This window comes from Paracoccus nototheniae (assembly GCF_004335005.1).
GTDB lineage: Bacteria > Pseudomonadota > Alphaproteobacteria > Rhodobacterales > Rhodobacteraceae > Paracoccus > Paracoccus nototheniae.
Genome location: NZ_RQRT01000012.1, coordinates 15,378 through 33,650, shown reverse-complemented (window position 1 = coordinate 33,650; position 18,273 = coordinate 15,378). Strand labels below are relative to the sequence as shown.

Here is an 18,273-nt window from a genome sequence, read left to right as displayed (position 1 = left end):
AGACATGCAACGTCAACTTGCCTCTGGGCTATTTTTCACGATGGGCGGGGTAATCCTCGCCTATATCTTTGCAACGCTGTGGGTCGATCAAAACCTATATGGGACCATAGGTTACGACTATCTCATAATGAATGCATTCGATCTTCGGACGCAGGACGAGGGTCTTTTCACGCAGGTCTGGTTGATATTTCTGTTTCTTGCCATAGGCGGTTTCGCCTTTGGCGCACACTCCGCGTCTGAGGCTCTGACAAAACAAGGCACGTCTGAATGGCAGTCGCGTTGGGAAATGCGGCGCAACAAATTGTTGGGTAAGCCGGGCAAAGGCTTCATTCTTGCAAAGACTTCTGCGCCTGAATCTCGGGGCCAGTTTATAACGTCAGATAAATACCCCAACTGCTTGATCGTAGCACCAACAGGCGCAGGTAAAGGCGTCGGTTTTGTCTACCCCAACCTTTTTACCTTCGAAGGTTCTACAGTCACACTTGATGTTAAGGGGGAGAATTTCAAAAACACCGCCAGATGGCGGGCACATATGGGCAATAAAATCTACAAATTTGCCCCTGTAGAATTTGGAAAACCATCGCATCGGTACAACCCGCTTGAGCGAATTGGAACGCTGACAGACTACGGACAGATAAACTTTGAACTCCGCAAAATCGCTACTTTGTTTCTTCAGGCTGATGGGGCAGGGGAGTGGTTGAAGGGTGCGATTCAGCTTTTCAGCGTTATGGGTGGCGTGGCCTATGAAAGAAAGGACTTCACCCTCGGAGGGATTCACCGTGCCCTATCAGAAGGTGAAGGCGATCTTCAAAAGCATATCAAAAACCTTTCTCAGACTGCCAAAGAGCCAGCCCTGCGAACCGAATTGGCAGGTATGGCTAAGCTTGAGACGAAAACGCTTAGTTCCTACAAGTCTGTCTTGAATAATGCCGGATTTGACCTTTGGGCCAACCCGCATATTGACGACATGACCTCGGCAAGTGATTTTACTTTCAATGATCTTCGCCGTGAAAAGACTTCGATTTATTTTGTTGTTGCTGAAGCTGATCTTGAGCCGCTTGCAGGATTGGTCAGGCTGTTTTTCAACGAGCTTGTTGCGACGATCCAGAGTCGGATGCCGGAGAAAGACGAGCCCTATCATGCAATGATAATTCTGGACGAGTTTCATCTTCTCGGAAAGATGACTGCTGTTGCACGTGCGATGACGACCATTCGGGGTTTCCACGGTCGGATTGCAATTATTACTCAGACAATCCCTGTGCTGGACTCAATCTATTCCTACGAAGAACGGCTCTCGATACAAGGCGGTGCGGGGTTGAAGCTCTACATGACGCCATCCGAGGAAATGACGATCGAGGATCTTTCCAAAGCTTGTGGCATGACGAGCAAACGGGCGATCACGCGGTCTCGACAAGTCGGCCTTGGTCAGCGGGTTACGTTGACCGAACGAACCGATGAAAGGCCGCTGCTAACTGAGGACGGAGCAAGACGCTTACCTGAGGACGTGAGCATCATCATCGTCAACGGCAAGCAGCCGTTGAAGGTTAAAGCTATCGTTCACCACAGGGATCGGCATTTTGCGAAAATTCTGGAAATGCAGAACGAGTTGAGCTGGGAAGCTGTTGAGAAGTCACTTCTACAATCGCGGATCAATCACCTTGAACGCAAATCACTGAAAGCGCAGCAGCCGCCGCCGCCGGTGAAAGATGCGCCCGCCAATAAGGCGGAACAGCCGAGTGAACAGGACGGACAGAAGCCGGCGACCTCGCCCGGATCGGCAGAGAACGCGGATCAGCCCGCTACACAGGGCGCACAATCACCAGTGATACCGACCGGGAAAGCCGAGCAAGCGCCTCAGGACGAACCGCAGACCTTGAGATTGCCTTCGGTGAGGGATCTTACGACTGACGACATGCAGACCGTCGCGGCCTATGTAGCATCATCGCTAGACCTTTATGATGAAATCCGAAAACTTAAGGACGCAGAACCTGTGCCCGCGGTCGTTGATCGGACCAGAAAGAAAGCAAAGCGGGACAAGCTGAATCTCGGACAGCAATTTCAGCTTGAAATTGGTAGCGACATTACTGACGGTCCCGTCGAAAGCGGCGATGTAGAGAAGATTGACGAAGACAAAAAAAAGCCGCCAGAGGCAACTTAAGCTAGCAATAGAGAAGGGGGGCAATGCCCCCCTTTTTCATTTTCGTCGCAGCCTTGCCAATCGCTCAGACGCTCGATTGATCTGGTTAGCGCGAAGGTTCACCGCATCATTGGTATTGCTGACGGGGTTCTTCATGTACGACGCGGTATCTGCGACCACGCCCCGAGCTGCTTGTCCTGCGTAGTTGCCCGCGCGGGCTGAAACGCTTGCGCCTGTTGATGGCTCGATGCCAGCAGCCCCGGTACCAACCCCACGTGCTGCGGCACCACCAGATCGCAGCGCGCCAGCTCCTGTCTTCATCGCCCTTGCAGACACAATTGCCGTGACCGCCCCCAGGGCGAAGTCACCAGCGACCATCGTGACGATCAAAGGGCTTAGAAGGACGAGGAAGGATGCGAGGACGAGTACCATCAGAACAGGCGTGATCTGACCGATAGTATCAACCGCCTCGGGGTCGATACTGGCAATCGTCGCGTTGCCCATACCCAGAATCGTCGCAAAAATGCCGATCAGGATAAGCGGATACATCAAGACCTTAATCACACCGCTCAGCCACGTATCAAAGTAGGATCTTGTTTGCGCCGTAAGCGTTGCGAGGATTGCGAAGGGGGCCAAGCCGACAAGCACAGCCAGGACGACCCTAGATGCGACCATTGCCAATGTAGCAAGTGCGCCAAAGACCGCGATAGCCATGAACATGAGGGCGTTAATCATCCCACCCAGAATGTTCAAACGACCAGCAGTGACATTGGCGTAGTTCCCCATGTTTTCTGCAAGGTTGTCCAATTCCCTAGGAAAACTTGTCTCTGTTTCCCCAACGCCAAGGCCCCCGGCCAACATGGCGTTTCCAATTGCTCCAAAGCCGCCCTCAATGGCTGAAAAGACGCCATTAAAGTCCGCCCAGCTCTGCATGAACAGTGCGACCAGAACGAGCTTGAAGATCAGCCATACCGAAGTTCCAACTTCAATATGTCTGACTTGCAGAGCCATGTTCAGAAGAACCAGAACCGCGATAAGAGCCGAAACCAACTGAGCTGTCCCGGCAATTTCTGATGCGACCGCTTCGAATTGCGATTGGCCCAGTGACGCCAACAATTCCATGGTGTTCAAGTAGGTTCGTTCGATGAATCCCATGATCTTACTCCACGCTTGCGCATAGCCTTGTGACCATAGGCAGTAACGGTCTGCTATAATCGGCCAGTTTGTCTCGCGCAGCCTCAAACCTGCCGCGTTCAGCCTCACCCCACACAAATTTAGAGTCGGGGCTGACCTCTGCCCAGATCGCCTCGACTAGTGGCCGGGACTCGTTCCAGTCGGGATAGAGCTGATCGCAAGAGCATGTCTCATTCGATGAGACTGCCCTTGCTCTTTCAGCACTGCGAAATTCCCGGCCGAGTTCAAGCCGCCACTCAAATCCGAGTGGCTGGTCAATCATCCATTGCGGACGGCCAGGGTGGTTCAGGCATCGCTTACGATCACGCAATTCTGGGTCAACGTGCGCGCTTTCCACGCTCGCGTCAGTCCCGGCGCCTTCATTGGTCTGGGCGACCGCGGGATGGCCCGCGAGGGCGATAGTAAGAGCTAGGGAAAGCCCAACAACGTTATCATGATTCATCGACCGTCTCCGTTTGCGCGTCGTATCGGCTTGGCAGGAATACCTCTAGCACACCGCGCTTTCCGTCGCGCTTTCCGACATGAATAACCACGTCGATAGAGCGTACCACATAGGAAATCATGTCCTGATAGGTCATCTTTCCATCGGCCTCCAACGCGGTCTGCGCCATGCGCTCCACAGCTAGCTCCGCCGTTTCAGCATGTATGGTCGTGATCGAGCCGCCATGCCCCGTGTTGATCGCTTTCAGGAATGTATAGGCATCAGCCCCTGTGACTTCGGATAGGATGATCCGGTCAGGTCGCATTCTCAATGACGACTGAAGTAGCACGTCAGGACTACGGAAGGGATCGTTGCGGTTTGATACCATCATCACCTTGTTGGGCTGGCGTGGCATCAGGTCAGGCACGTCCTCGATAGTGAGGATGCGTTCGCTGTTATCGACTTGGCCCACGAGCCAGCGTGCTATCGACGTTTTCCCCGAGCTGGTCCCGCCACTGACAACAACATTCAGCTTTTCCCTGACGCACATTGTCAGCGCGTCGATCAAGTTGCCTTCGGCCAGGCCCCAGACACGGTTTGTCAGCTCTCGCCTTGCCGCACTTGCGCTTTCCGGCCCGTCGCCAAGATAGGCAGGCTCAAACATTTCAGTATCCGATTTGAAGAAACGCATCGCCAGTGCATCCCCGCCGCGAACAACGGGGTGCTGGATCATCTGTGCCCGGATTAGCCAATCGCGGTAGTTGATCGAAACACTGCCCACGGGATGCTTTTCAGAGATGCGAATATCGCCTTCGGCTGCAATCTGCATCCCGGCATCCCTGACTTCTTCATTTGACAGTTTGATGGGGGACAGCTTCATCGAGGCATCCCCACGGTTCTCATACCAAACCTGACCGTCAGGATTTACGCAAACTTCAACAAGATCGTCATTCAGAAGATCACGCAGCCGACCGAATGCCTTATCGACATAGCTTTCATCCATCAGAAGATCTCCAAATCGCGATCAACTATGATCGTTACCGATGTCCCTTGGCGAACATGGATGGTCGGCGGCAGATTGATGTATGATCCGATTGCCGTGTCCGTCGCAGACGAGAAATCGTCGCCCACGCCTTGAACCACCGTGGAAACGTCATCTTCCTCTAGTTTGTTAGCGGCAATCGCTGGACCTGCCCCGATAATCGAGATCGCAGCCGCACCGCCAAATCGTTTTCCGAAACGTGTATCAACTGCACCGCCCGTACCGCTCCGGCCCAACTGGTCAGCGCCGTAGGAGGCAATGTTGACCGAACGGTTGCTAGGCGTGAGAATCCGCGTCCACACGATCAGAATGCGTTCCTGCCCTAGCTCGATGCCGCTGCTGTACTCGCCAAAGACCTTTGATCCGCCCGGTATAAGGACCGCCGATCCATCCATGCTGTGAACGTCCTCGGACACCACACCCCGGATTGGTCCGGGCAGGGTGCTGTCCACTGCCGTTTCAAGGGACGCCTGAATGATCGTACCTTGCGGGACTGTGGCTTGTGGCGCTGTGATCTGTGTTGCCCGCGCGACCGGGACCGGTTCGACAACCCGCTGAACGAAGGACTCGTTTGCGCTAAGTTGACGGCCCTCAGCCGCGCCGGCTTCCGACGCGCCGCTGTTGTTCACGGCCACAAGGGCCGATTGCGCGCGCTCGCGCTCCAACGCTGCCCGTTCAGCCCGAAGTTCCTCAAGCCGTGCCCGGTTGTCTAGCTCTAGCTGCGCCTGTCTGTCGCGCTCACGCGCCTCCTCCTCAAGCCGCAGGGTTTCAGCTCGAAGGCGCTCTTGCTCCAAGGGGTCAACTGCCCGCGCCTCGTTTAGCTGCTGCTGAAAGTTCTCCGACTGCTCAAGAAGATCTTGCTGTGCCTTGGTCTGCGCGGCAGCCAGGTCGCGTTGGTTCGCGGCAATTTGCTCGCGCATCCCGGTCAATGAGGCTTGAAGCTGTTCCTCAATGGCACGGGCGCGTTCCTGGTCATTCTCAGCCGTGCTGCGGAGGGTCGCAATGTCGGACGCGAACCGGTCCCGCTCACGTTCGAGTTCTTCACGAAGAACCCTTTCTTGCTCCGTTTCATTTTCTCGCTCAGCAACCAAAGCCCGAGCCGCCGCCAGCTCTGTCTCCAGGTCGGCCAGACGGGCCAGCGTCGCGCTGTCCGTCTGTGTCGTAACGACAGGTCGATCAATGAAGATCGGGTCGGGTGCATCTGGCAGTCCAAGACTGTCAGATGCCGATCTGTCCTCAGGAAAATCCTGAACATTGCTCGTAGGGATCGCGACGGCTGGCTGTGACGGTTGCGAGACGGAATTATAGACAGCATATCCACCAATGCCCAAAACCAACGCCGCCGCAGCCAGTCCGGCAGACTTTGCGGCTGATCCTCGTTTCCCGGATGATGTTGCCTTACCTTCAATGTCAGCCATCCTGCTGCGCAGATTGCCTTCAGCCTTAGCTTCAGGTTCGGCAGGCTTATCGGAGGGCGCGGTCGCGCCTTTACCTTCGATTTCGGCCATTCTGCTGCGCAGATCGTTGCTTTCATCGGTCATTGGAAAAGCTCCACGATACAGATTTCCTGATTGCCGAGGCGCAGTGCCCATTGCTGCGATGTGCCGCTGACGCGAACAATCCGGCCATCCATGCTTTGGGAGTTGACGCTGCGCTCACGCCCGCCCGTTACCTTAAAGACAGCGGGAACAGGCGAATTTTCGCGGAATCTGAAATACGTGAAAGCACCATCATCCCAGATTGCGATTGGGGTAATTTCGCTGCTGGCGCTGACGCCATAGTTGGTATTCGCGGCCGTCCGAACCGGCGTCGCCCCGGCCTGCTGACGTGCCCGTGCAGGATAGGAAAAGCGGACAACATAGAACGGGGTGGCAGTCTCTTTGACGCTGAAATAGTAACTCCGCCGATCCGTGTAGACCGTCACGTTGGTTTCAACATCACTGGCTGTCGGCTTGATCGCGAAAACCCGGTCCCCTGGTATCGACTGAAACTGGAACGCAGACGTATCACCTGCCACAATCGACACGATCCGTTCCCCTTCCTCAAACTCGACCGTGGTGGCACGGGTCAGGGTCACATTGATGGAATAGACCTGACCATCGACGTGCGGTGTGACGCGGACACGTCCATCATGAGACCCACGCGGCGGCGTGGCTTCACCGAAAGCCGCCGTACCAAGGCAGGCAATTAGCGCGCAGCAAAGTATCCCGGTACGCATCAATCTCTCCTGTCCTGATAAAGCTGGTAGTCAGTTACCGTGAAGCCCAATGGATTTTGCCATACGGCTTCGAGTGTCTTTTCCTGCTCAGTTGCGAAGTCGAAGCCGATGACTGCTGTGAAGTTGCCGGTGTTGGACCCATCAGGGTTCGTCAGCCGCTTTCGCATACGAACCTGGACACGATCATCGCCAAGAAGGTTGATGCCGGTTACGACCACATCGACCTGCGTTCTGTCGCCGTACCTGGTCGGCAGATAGCGGTCACTGCCAGAATCCCAGAGTTCGACCAGACCTGTCCGCGCCGCGCCCAATGTCCTCGAAAGCGCACGATTAATCCGAACATCGTTGTCAATCTGGTTATAGGACTCGCGGTCGATCACGTACTGATAGACGAGCGATTGCACGACCGCAGAACGTTCATTGAGGCTGACGGACCCGATCGCCGCATTGGGCACCGCCATTCCAGTTTCAGGATCAAACGGTACGACGATTGGGGCGGGGGGCTGATGCCAGATCATGACCGCAGCCGAAGAACAGACGGAAACAATGGCGGCGGCGGTCATGCCCGCGAACGCGATCTTCCACAGTCTTTCGCGCTGCATTGCGCCGTAGATGACTTCTGCCTCAAGGATGCTTTTATCGTTATCGGCCATTAGTCAAAATCCGGTTGTGTGAAGTCGGTGAATTTTTCAATGTCGGCAAGCGTTGCTGCATCCAGCACCCCGGTCATTCCGACATTCATGGTCTGGACTGATTCAAGCTGCCACATCGCTGCCATGGCGATTGCCAGTTCAGCGGTGACGCGGGTGTTGTGATCGACCGACGCCTTGAGGCTGTCCATGTTCTGAATTTCTGCGACAAGAACACCGACGCGCTGGACGGACTGTCCGGCCTCGGCGTAGGCGACTTCTGCTGCCGCCGATGTAGCGGCACCTGTCGTCGTTGCAGCCGCATTGCGTTCTGCCTCAGGAACACCCGAGGTTGCCATTGCCGTAATTTGCTCTTGCGAGGTGCCGCCGCCAGATAGTGCCGCCGCTACGCGCCCCTGAAACGCCTCTGCGCCTGCACCTTGCAGACCAGACCAGTCGCCTCTTGCACCCTGCATGAGTGTGCCGAGCATATCGGCGTCAAATTCGCCTTCGAGAATGCCGTCCAGGTCTGTGCCCAAGGCAAGTTCAAGAATATCCGTTGGGTTGCTGAGAAGATTTTCAATGTCACCCAGTTTCGACAAATGCTGATCCATCAGCTCGATCTGCTCAACGAGCATAGCGATCTGTTCTTCCTGCAAACCCATATCCACAAGCATCTGCTGGAACGTTTCCAACTGCTGCAACAGATTGCGCGAGTCGATAACAGGAACACCCTGAGCATTGGCGACCGTGGGTGTGAAAGCACCGATGCCGGGAATAAAGACCAAAGACAGCGATGCCGAGGTAAATGCGGCTTTCAGGAGTTTCATCGTATTCATCACGCTATCCAATCAGAGGTCAGGTTGGGTGAAATCAAAGAAGGACATGGCTTCTCTTTGCTGAGCGAGGCGCGATGCCTGTTGGGCATATTCGGATTGCGTCCGCGCAGCTTTGGTTTCGATCCGAGCATTGAGAATGAGGGTAAGTTCAGCCCGCATCATCGTGTTCAAATCGTAGGCGTCTTTTGGGTCGGTCGTGTTTCTGATTTGCGCAACGAGATTGCGAACGCGGATTAGCGCCATCTGCGCATTGTTCATCGAATACTCTGCATGATGCAAAGACCCGGCAGACATGAGACTTGCGCCGGAAACCGCATATAGAGCGGGATCAATTGTGCCTTGAGCCTCGACGCCGCCAATTGTGCGCAAGTAGCTATTATATTTCTCAGGGATCACCTGAACATAGTGCTGCGTCTCTGCGAAAGGCGGGACGCCTCCGTATTCTTCGATCCGACCTGGGCCAGCGTTGTAGGCCCCCAATGCGAAGATGATATTGCCATCGAAGCGTTGGAGCTGTGCCGCAAGATACCGAGCCCCACCGACGACCTGAATGTATGGATCGTCGTAATAGGCAGGATAGATACCCAAATCGCGGGCAGTGCCGGGGATAATTTGGGTCAGTCCGAAAGCAGCGGCAGGCGATCTTGCCCCTACCTGAAAACGGCTTTCCTGCCATATCAGGGCTTGCATCAGGCACCGCCATTGCAGGGGGGTTAGACCCGCAGCGGCAACACCGGGGAGGTTGTAGGTATCCTGCGATCCGCGAATGATGATTTCTTCAATGTTCTCTCGCGCATCACCGAAAACAAAGCGGCCCGCAGGGTTCGCAAGAGGTCCATAGACTTCTTCAACGCCTGCCATGTCCGAGTTCCCGCCCATGAACGTGGTCTGGAAAGTGGACACCGAGCTAAATGCCTCAATCATGCGGTCGAGGCTTTCGAGCTGCTGATTTTCAAAGTCCCGGATTTCAGCGCGGTTAGTTGCTTTTTCGACTTGGGTATCTTCATCATGTTCAAGATGAAGATACCCGCGCAGGCGCTCTGCAAAGCTCTGCCCATCGACAACAGGTACACCCTGAGCCATGGCGGACGATCCAAGCAGGACAGCTACGATTGCCGCACCGATCCCGCATGCAGGGGATTTAATGCGCCTGGTCACCGCACAGCTCCTCTTTGATACCTTCAGCCATCGCCCGCGTTTGGGCGTTGGTTGCTGCATCCGGCGACGTGGCAGCAAAAGAGAACACCGCGGTTTGCCCAGGCAGCGGTTGAAAGTCGCACCTTCCGCTAGGGGCACCGCTGCTTGTGAAGCACTTGCACCGCGCTTCACGCTCCTGCGTCGAAGTGCAGCCAGCGATAGTCAGAATACCGACGACCAAGAACACGGATTTCATCATTTCGCTTTTCTCCAAAAATCAGGGGTTTCACGGAAGTCTGGGCCTGCTACCGAAAGTCCGGCCGAGCCACCGCCAAGGATGTGAAGGTAGTCGCCAAGGGACGACAGGTCGGCATCGAGGACGACCGAGTTTTCATCATCGCGGAGCAGGAAATTACGCCCGGCGGAACGCGATGTGACAATATCCAGCTCAGCAGCATTGAGCCTCAAAGCCTGATAATCCTCATAAGAAGACTTCCCATCAGGAAACAGGATTTGCGTTGGGAAGAACGAGAAGACGCGCTCACCGACCTTGGAACGCGCCAATTGCGATGCGTTCTGAGTCAGCATGACGACAACCGCATTCTGCTTGCGAAGCGTGGCAAGCCACCCCTCGATCACCGTTGCAAAATAGGGGTTGTCGATTGCCTTCCACGCTTCATCAATGAGAACGATTGTGCGGGTACGGTCGCGCATCTGGCGTTCGATCCTGCGGAAGATATAGCTCAGGACAGCGGTACGCTCACGGTCAGATTGCGCATCCAAGATCTGCGTGAGATCGAAGCCGACGACATTCCCATCCAGCGAAAATGTATCCTCAAGGGTTTCACCGAACACCCAACCGAACCGGCCACCCTTTGCCCATTCCGCAACGCGGGCTTGCACGTGCCCGTCATCATCAGTGGAGGCAAACTGCTTTGCGAAAATGTCCCATTTCCGCAACGAGGGGGCGGCGGCAGCATTGCGGCGGACGTTTTCGAGGATTGCGCGGGTTTGAAGGGACGACAGTTCTTCATTCGGCGACAGGATATTAGCCAGCCAATCGGTCAGCCATGCCGTTCCTTCTTCGTCAGTTTCGACCCACAGCGGGTTCAGGCCAGTCGGCATACCGCTTTCGATGGTCGAATATCTGCCCCCCATCGCCCGCGTGACCATTTCAAGGCCGTGGCGATAATCGAAAACGAAAATCCGGGTGTCCGCCCGTTGAGCTTGCGACAAGAGGAAGGATGCCAGAACAGTTTTACCAGACCCGGTTTCCCCCAGGACGAGCGTGTGACCTGCAGGCGGCTCACCTTGGCCCGATCCGCGCCGATGGAAGCTGAACCTATAGGACGACCCATGCGCAGTCGGGAAAACGGCTACGGGCGTTTTCCACGGAAGCACATCGCCCGTTTTTCCGAGCGGCGTCCGATGAAGGGACGAATAGTCGGCAAAATGAACATTTGTGATGACATTCAGCCGGGGCCGAGCCGCCATGTTTCCCGGAAACTGAGCGAAATAGTGGGCGCGTTTAACAAAGCTATCCTTGACCAGCCTTGCCCCCGCATTGGTTGCAACGCCTTCCAGTTCGGACATTACTTCGCGAACGCGCGCCTCGCTGCGATCCACGATGGAAATTGATAGCTGATGATGACCTAAAGAGACGTCCTGAACCAAGACCCTTTCATGCAATGCGCCGAGGGCTTCACTGGCATTGGCCCGAACGTCTGCCGTAGACGACATGATCCGACGCTTGCGCTCGATCAGGTCTGCCGCAGCATTGTTTCCCATGGGCGAGAAACTTTGGCTGATGACGTAATCGCACGGCAGGGCGAAATCATCGAAGATCGTGACCCATGATTGAGGGGGATAGGTCTTGAGTGCCCGGATTTGTCCATACCGATCACCCAAAGAGCCATCGGTCAGCTCGAACCCGTCCTTGGTGAACGTGACACGATCAGACAGCACATCGTCAGCAACGACAGTCAGTGCGCCGCTTGGATAAATGGGGCGTTCATCCGCAGTCTGGACCGACCCCAGGAAGCCAAGCAGTTCTCCGGACGAGGCAGTAAGAATGCGGGTGGCGTTGCCGCCGATAGCCGACCGCATGAACCGGCAGACTTCTTCAAGAAGTTCTAAATCTTTGGCATCGCCAGCACCTTCGATAAGGTTGCTGGCACGGCTAAACAGGCCAGCCGTTTTCTTGAGACGACCTGTCCGGACAATCGAAATGGTAAGACTGCTATCGCGCAGTTCGCTGGTCGCCAGACCATCCCGCCACCGCTTGTCTACAGCAGAGGAAAAATCATTGCCTTTGAGGGGTTCAAGACCCTCGGTCAGATCAACCTTGCGGCTGATCTTGTGAGTATAGACCGTGAAATTCGAGCCCATTTGGGCCAGGACGCCGGCGAAGGCCCGCTTCATGCTGTCCAGGTCTTTGTCCGGTGTCGTGGCTGCATTCAGTCCTTCGACACGAATGCAGGTCATGAAGGAGTTGTCGCGAAGACGAACCGTATGGTCATTCACCAACGTCACATAAGGGACGTGCATGAAGCCGTTTTTAATAAGGTTTCGTTGGGCAACGATATTTGCGGCAATCGCACTTAGATCAAGCGCCATAGCTGTCACCCCCGAACATCTTGCGAGTTCTGGTTGCCGGAACAACACGCGATCCGATTAAAAGAACATCGACCACTTTTTCATCCTTTTCCGCCGCCCAACGACAAAGCCCATAAACGAGAATGCACCAAGTAATTGTGAATACGCTCACAGACCAAATTAGCGGGAGAACGGTCCCCCCCATAAAAGGTAACGCGAAGCCATAGGGTAATCCGAACAGCTTTGAAGATTGCGTCAGCGCAATATAAAAGGGGGTCCGTTCCATCATTATGCGGTGCCGCCCCAGATCGACTGGATCACAGTCGGAACAACGCCAATAATGACGATGATTAGGAGCAGGGTGAAGACACGGCCCCAATCCAGAAAGGCGAATGCGCCGCCGATAAGGACGAACACAGCGATAATGGTCATCACTGTCCGGCCCGTCACACCGGTAAGCGCAGTGAGGATCGAGTCGAGCAGTGAATCGACAGCACTCAAATCAATCTCTTGGGCAAAGGCAGGTTGCGACCAAAGCACTGCCGCAATCGCAGCCAATGCGATTAGGTTTCGGTTCATAGTCAGCTTCTCCTAATTACGGGAGGGTTTCGTTAAACACAGCCATCACCTTGCGCACGTGACCCTGTGTTTCTCGATACGGCGGGATACCCCCATGCCGTTCGACTGCATCCGGACCCGCGTTATATGCAGCTAGTGCAAGTTCGCTGGAGCCGAATTGGCGGAGCATCGCTAATAGATAGCGTGCCGATCCGTCCAAATTTTGGTGTATGTCGTGGGGATCGACGCCCAAATCTGCTGCGGTTCCGGGCATGAGCTGGCCCAGGCCAATTGCCCCGACATGGGAGCGAGCATTGGGGTTGAACGCGCTTTCGATCTGAATGTTCGAGCGGAACAGCGCAACCCATTCGGTTGCTGTCATTCCTGCTTGTGCCACTGCCCTATCACTGGCGTATCGGAAGCCAGTCTGGTGAATGGCATCGAGTATATCTGCCCGTGGGACCATAACACGGGGGGCCACGAAAGACATGCTATCGGGCGCAACATCCGCCTCAGGCTCTACGGGCTTTTGGCCGAATATGACGAGGCTGTGGCCTTGGTCATAGTTTACAAAGCCGCCTTCGCCTACCACCAGCACATCGGCAGAGGCGCTGAACGCGCGGGACATGAGTATTGAAAATGCGAGGACACCAAAGGCGCGATTAGGGAAGCGCCGGTTCGTCCTGACTTTGGGCGAAGTATCGACCGCGGCGGGCCGGTACAGATAGAAGTTTACAGCCGTATTAGTGAAAGAAGGAAATGAGGCCATACGACGGATGGCCTGTCCAAGACACGCATTCGCTTTAAGTGTCGGACCTCCAATCTGCCGTATAACGGCCATCTTTGTATAGTTCAAAAGCCTGCCCCTTTTGCATTGGCATTATCAATCCGGGGAAACCCCAGAGCATAAGTTTTGACGCAACGCCCGACACGGTGAGCGATGTTTCTGCCTTGTTTCTGACTTTATAGACCAATAGCCGGCGGGATTTTTTATCGGCCGATACGACCTCGTATATCCACTTGCCAACTACCGCCGTTCCCTTCTTGGAAACGCTTTCTTGGCATATGACGATTACCGATCCGCCCTCGTCTACGACTTGCGTAACTTCCTCGCTGAGTATCACTGGCGGTATGACTAGACTCATTGGTGGCTCCTGCTCATTGACAGGTGCCTTACTGCACTATGTTGGGTTGCTCGCACTAGCTGGTTTTGACTAGATCACCACCTGAGTACCAAAACATTCAACACCCGTCAACAATAAATGAATTGTTTGTTTAACGATGTTGAATATTTTTTGGACCTAGTTCGCGCACGGGGCACTCGAAAACTTGGAACGATCCCTCGGAATTGCTGGCAATGGGGCCGAGTTGCTTGACCGGCCATGCAAGCGAATTTGCCATCCGTTGGAATGCTGGAGAACCGAGGAACAGAACGGTATCGGCACCTTCACGACCCAAGAAGGTATTGATGCTGGCCAAGATCATCCGGGACACGTCGCGCGATCCAGTTACCACCATTCGGGTGATTTCCCATGTGCGGTCACTGGTCGGAGGCATGTCATCGCACAGCTTCTGCGGAAGCCCTGGCAGGACACCCAAGCAGGCATCACGGATCATGTAGCTGTACTGGAGGCTACCTGTCCCGCTGATCTGGTCCGTCCTCCGCAGCCGCGCGCCGCCGACAACTTCACCATGCAGCGTGGCAACGACATAGACTGTATCGAAGGAGTCGTATTGCTCGAACTCCAAATCCTCAGCATGGAACAGCGGCCATTCCAGGCGGTCCACAAAGATCTGTTTGCGCAGTTTTAGATAATCATTGACCAGATGCCACTTCTCTAAATCTTCTGGACAGCGGATGATCGCGACTTCGTATCCGTCACGCGACGCATCATCAAATTTTTGCTGTGGGGACATCATGACCATTGTTACCTACCTCGAAAACTTCAGTTGCGCCGATGAACATACGAACGCCATGAGGCGTGACGGCCCAAACGCCTTTATTAGACAGCTTCACCGTGACTTCTTCGCCTTCGTCCAAATGCGAAAACATCGTGACGAGGTTCTGTGCCATATCGACCGTGAAATTGGCCTCGGCGGTGATGGTTACGCCCTTTGGACGAGCCCTGCTGCAAATGTCTCTCATCAATCCCTCCGACCAATTCGTTCTGATCTTGGTAAAGGCATACGGGGGCGAAAAAGCGATTGACACCAACATGTACTTTTGGTCACGTAAAAGGACACAATGACGATTTTGGTTGACAATAAGAAAATGCTTGATCTCGTAATTCCGGACCATGAGCAAGAGCTTCAGGTCCTAGAGGCCATTGGTAACGCTGGATTTATCCTCGGGCTTGGCCTTAAGTTTGGGAAGCCAGACTTCGCCCTTAACCGCTATCCAGAGTCTTGGACAAAGAAATACGAGGAAGAAAACTACTTCTTCGGTGATCCTATGACGCTCTGGACCATGAACCGCGAGGGTTCAATCCGCTGGTCCGCCTGCGAATTTGAAGACATGCGCGGCGTCATGGATGAAGCCAAAAGGCATGGTCTTGCCTACGGTGCGACCTTCGTTGAAGTGGTGAAGGGGAAGCGCTCATTTCTTTCCATCGCCAGGAATGACCGGGAGCTGACCGACGAGGAAATGGCGCTTCTCATGGCCCGAGTGAAATCATGGGCAAGTCTTTTCGCGAACTACTGGAAGACCATTGGGCTGACCAAGGGAGAGGTCGATGCACTGAGCGCACTTAAGCTCGGAAGCAACCAAGACGAGGCGGCTGAGAGCTTGAAGATAAGTAGATCAGCCCTCCGGCAGCGCCTTACCACAGCCCAGGTTAAGCTACGCGCACCCAACACGGTCAGCGCCGTCGCACGGGCGGCTCAGATGGGAATTATCTGACGCCAAAGCTTGAAAATAACATAATATACATTTGGAAAAATAGGTTTATTTTACAGTCATGTCTACACAACGCATACAACCTGCGCTCCGTACGGCAATCTGGGTAGGCTATGATAAAAAATGTCTGTATTGCCGCCAGCCCATATTGTTTGACGATATGCATGTCGATCATTTTATTCCAGAGTCGATAAACCCTCAAACGCTGCAAGATTTGAAAAACAGTAATCTTGTTCCTGGGTGCTATAATGTTCGCGGCGACTATAACCTAGTAGCGTCTTGCGTAACACACAATAGCATGAAGTCAAATGACCTAGTTCCTGAATTGGCCATTCCTCTTTATTTAAACAAAATGAGGAGGCACATAGTTAAGGTGAAGGATCACCTAGTCCGGCTAAAGAAAGATAATGACTACGCTACTGCTATTACTGTAATAAGCCAATTGATAGAGGAAGGAATTGCTGATCCAGTTAAGGCAGTTGAAGCTATCAGAAATGCTTGCGAAGCTAGAGATAAACATACCTTGAGCTTTCTTGGGGTTAGCCTGCCTGAAAACATTCTTAGAATTAAAGTTGCATCAAATGTCCAACACCTATTCGACGTAAGAGAAATTGACTATTACAAAGTTTTCACTGAAGTAGCAAACGTTCGCCCTGATAAAATAGAAATGCTTCCAGGCGGATTGTTTATGATTAGAATTAGTGAAAGCGAAAGGATCATCTACAGAATAACAGATTACGGTGTTTATATTATGGGTTACAAGCGCAAGATTTTTTAAATGAATGTCACCGTATGATCCTTAAATGGCGATCCGCAAACATGTGGGTTTTCGAAAAGTCAAGCGGAAACGTCATTTTAACCTTTTGCCCGACCAAAAGGTCATAGTCCTTTTTTGGTCGGGCAAAGGCATCCACAAGCGGTGGTTCTAGTGCGCAACGCGGATCACTGAATGCCCGCCTCCCTGACCCCTTTTTTGCAGTGTTCAAAAACGATCCTTTTTGAACATGGGGCAGGGAGGTCATTGATCCATCGAGTAGCTACTTTTTGACGGCACTAAGTAGCTGAGGAAAGCTACGATGCCATTTTGGCTGATATGATAGACTTACTGGCTAACTGTTTTGGAAAAATGGAACATCTTCTTCTATCCCCAGAAATGTCCACGAAATATGTGGATAACTTTGGGTTGCGGCGAAGCGATGACAATGACCAAAAACTGCACGGTGTTACATAACATAGCTTATTTAGCTCGATCCTGTAAGTGGGGGTGGGTTCTATTCTGAAATGCGACACGCCATAATTTGCTGGTGTTTACAGATCGAGGAGCTCCCCCGTGACGTCGCATCTCACCCTCTCCGAGCGCCGCATCATCGCGGGTATGCTGCAGCGCAAGATCAGCGTGGCGCAGATCGCCGTTCAGCTTGGTCGGCACCGATCGACGATCCATCGCGAGATTAAGCGCAACTTCTGGAACGATCCTGAAGTGCCGATGGCGACGGGCTACTGGCAGATGAACGCTCAGCACCTGGCCGACGAGCGCCGCAAGAGGCAGGCTAAGCTCCTGCAGGATGATGACTTGCGGGGCGGCGTGATCGCAGCACTGGAGGCCGGCTGGTCTCCGCAGCAGATTGCCGGGCGCATGCGGCATGAGCGCGCGCGGCGGCGCGTCTGCCACGAGACTATCTACCGCTACGTCTACTCTCCAGATGGCCGAGCACAGGAGCTTGCCCGTTATCTTCCCGAGCGGCGGCGCAAGCGCAAGGCGCGCTACGCGCGCAAGCCGAGAAGCCTTGTCTTCCCAGAGCGCTGCATGATCAGGAACCGCCCTCAAGCCGTCAAAGACCGGCAGGTCTTCGGCCATTGGGAGGCCGACCTGATGATCTTCCGAAAGGAGCATGGGCCGGCCAATCTGGCCACGGTGGTCGAGCGCGTCAGCCGCTACACGGCGATCTTCCGCAACAACGATCGGCGGTCCAGGCCAATCATGGACAATCTGATCAACCTGCTTTCGCCCCTGCCCTGGCATGCCCGACAGAGCCTGACCTTCGACCGTGGGCTCGAGTTCGTGTCCTGGCGCGAGCTTGAGAAAGGGCTGGGGGCGCAGGCCTGGTTCTGCGATCCGCAGGCGCCCTGGCAGAAGCCCACAGTCGAGAACACCAATCGGCGCGTCCGGCGCTGGCTTCCCCGCGACACCATCCTGCTGACAATCGAGCAAAAGGAGTTGCTGGGCCTGGCGCAGCGGATGAACGCCACGCCCCGCAAATGCCTGGGCTACAGGACGCCGGCAGAGGTCTTCCGCGAAGAGCTGGCGAAGGCGTCAGGTGTCCAATAGCGTCCGCTATGCGGAACGGCGCGGACCCTTGCTGCAACCGCAGCCCAATGGCCTGCGCCAGCGCTAAGGTCGCTCAAGGGCTCCAGGCCGTCATTCCTGCTAGATCACCCGCCTGATCCGGGCGGGCTGCGATGGCGGATGTCTCCGCCCGCCCAGATCAGGCTACGTCAGCGCCCGTGTCGCATTTCGAGTTGAATCCGCAGGGGTGGGTGCTACACTGAGATGCGACAATCCAACATTTGCCTGCTTTTGCAGACTAAGGAACATCCCTAACCAGC

Annotated in this window: 17 protein-coding genes; 4 read left to right on the top strand and 13 right to left on the bottom strand. The window is 54.5% G+C overall.

The window, feature by feature from the left end:
• Positions 1–4 precede the first annotated feature (4 nt).
• Positions 5–2,158, top strand: coding sequence for a type IV secretory system conjugative DNA transfer family protein (locus tag EG885_RS07110; RefSeq protein ID WP_131573786.1), 2,154 nt, complete (start codon positions 5–7; stop codon positions 2,156–2,158).
• A 36-nt stretch (positions 2,159–2,194) separates the two neighbouring features.
• On the opposite strand, the gene EG885_RS07105 is transcribed toward EG885_RS07110, so the two are convergent.
• The 13 genes from EG885_RS07105 to EG885_RS07045 all read right to left on the bottom strand — a co-directional run bounded on the left by EG885_RS07105 (position 2,195) and on the right by EG885_RS07045 (position 14,988).
• The gene (locus tag EG885_RS07105) at positions 2,195–3,292 is read right to left on the bottom strand and encodes a TrbL/VirB6 family protein (RefSeq protein ID WP_131573785.1); all 1,098 of its coding nucleotides are present in this window, start codon (positions 3,290–3,292) and stop codon (positions 2,195–2,197) included.
• Positions 3,293–3,762: 470 nt separating this feature from the next.
• A complete protein-coding gene (locus EG885_RS07100) occupies positions 3,763–4,755 on the bottom strand; it encodes an ATPase, T2SS/T4P/T4SS family (RefSeq protein WP_045984243.1) in 993 nt (330 codons plus the stop codon).
• Positions 4,755–6,335 (bottom strand): TraB/TrbI/VirB10 family type IV secretion system protein, encoded by a 1,581-nt coding sequence (locus EG885_RS07095; protein WP_165571064.1) that lies wholly within the window; start codon positions 6,333–6,335, stop codon positions 4,755–4,757. The genes EG885_RS07100 and EG885_RS07095 overlap by 1 nt, the downstream gene beginning before the upstream one ends.
• On the bottom strand, positions 6,332–7,012 hold the full coding sequence (locus EG885_RS07090) for a TrbG/VirB9 family P-type conjugative transfer protein (protein WP_131573783.1): 681 nt from the start codon (positions 7,010–7,012) through the stop codon (positions 6,332–6,334). The genes EG885_RS07095 and EG885_RS07090 overlap by 4 nt, the downstream gene beginning before the upstream one ends.
• Positions 7,012–7,665, bottom strand: a complete 654-nt coding sequence (locus tag EG885_RS07085) for a VirB8 family type IV secretion system protein (RefSeq protein WP_045984241.1) — start codon at positions 7,663–7,665, stop codon at positions 7,012–7,014. Before EG885_RS07085 ends, EG885_RS07090 begins: the two co-directional genes overlap by 1 nt.
• On the bottom strand, positions 7,665–8,480 hold the full coding sequence (locus EG885_RS07080) for a type IV secretion system protein (RefSeq protein ID WP_242679541.1): 816 nt from the start codon (positions 8,478–8,480) through the stop codon (positions 7,665–7,667). The genes EG885_RS07085 and EG885_RS07080 overlap by 1 nt, the downstream gene beginning before the upstream one ends.
• A 12-nt stretch (positions 8,481–8,492) precedes the next feature.
• Complete coding sequence (locus EG885_RS07075; protein WP_165571063.1) at positions 8,493–9,638, bottom strand: lytic transglycosylase domain-containing protein; 1,146 nt, start codon at positions 9,636–9,638, stop codon at positions 8,493–8,495.
• A 234-nt stretch (positions 9,639–9,872) separates the two neighbouring features.
• On the bottom strand, positions 9,873–12,233 hold the full coding sequence (locus EG885_RS07070) for a VirB4 family type IV secretion/conjugal transfer ATPase (RefSeq protein WP_131573781.1): 2,361 nt from the start codon (positions 12,231–12,233) through the stop codon (positions 9,873–9,875).
• On the bottom strand, positions 12,223–12,498 hold the full coding sequence (locus EG885_RS23550; protein WP_379107757.1) for a VirB3 family type IV secretion system protein: 276 nt from the start codon (positions 12,496–12,498) through the stop codon (positions 12,223–12,225). Before EG885_RS23550 ends, EG885_RS07070 begins: the two co-directional genes overlap by 11 nt.
• 2 nt (positions 12,499–12,500) lie before the next feature.
• Complete coding sequence (locus EG885_RS07060) at positions 12,501–12,791, bottom strand: TrbC/VirB2 family protein (RefSeq protein ID WP_131573779.1); 291 nt, start codon at positions 12,789–12,791, stop codon at positions 12,501–12,503.
• Between the two features lie 16 nt (positions 12,792–12,807).
• Positions 12,808–13,626, bottom strand: coding sequence for a lytic transglycosylase domain-containing protein (locus EG885_RS23545; protein WP_379107750.1), 819 nt, complete (start codon positions 13,624–13,626; stop codon positions 12,808–12,810).
• 419 nt (positions 13,627–14,045) lie between these two features.
• Positions 14,046–14,696 (bottom strand): acyl-homoserine-lactone synthase, encoded by a 651-nt coding sequence (locus EG885_RS07050; RefSeq protein ID WP_131573778.1) that lies wholly within the window; start codon positions 14,694–14,696, stop codon positions 14,046–14,048.
• On the bottom strand, positions 14,665–14,988 hold the full coding sequence (locus tag EG885_RS07045; protein WP_207392221.1) for a hypothetical protein: 324 nt from the start codon (positions 14,986–14,988) through the stop codon (positions 14,665–14,667). Before EG885_RS07045 ends, EG885_RS07050 begins: the two co-directional genes overlap by 32 nt.
• A gap of 27 nt (positions 14,989–15,015) precedes the next feature.
• Here EG885_RS07045 and EG885_RS07040 point away from each other — a divergent pair, with 27 nt between their 5' ends.
• The 3 genes from EG885_RS07040 (at position 15,016) to EG885_RS07030 (ending at position 17,995) form a co-directional block, all read left to right on the top strand.
• Entirely contained in the window at positions 15,016–15,669 is a 654-nt protein-coding gene (locus EG885_RS07040; RefSeq protein ID WP_131573776.1) for an autoinducer binding domain-containing protein, read from the top strand.
• A gap of 58 nt (positions 15,670–15,727) precedes the next feature.
• Entirely contained in the window at positions 15,728–16,444 is a 717-nt protein-coding gene (locus EG885_RS07035) for an HNH endonuclease (RefSeq protein WP_131573775.1), read from the top strand.
• A 552-nt stretch (positions 16,445–16,996) separates the two neighbouring features.
• Positions 16,997–17,995, top strand: coding sequence for an IS30 family transposase (locus EG885_RS07030; RefSeq protein WP_278248462.1), 999 nt, complete (start codon positions 16,997–16,999; stop codon positions 17,993–17,995).
• The last annotated feature ends 278 nt before the right edge of the window (positions 17,996–18,273 follow it).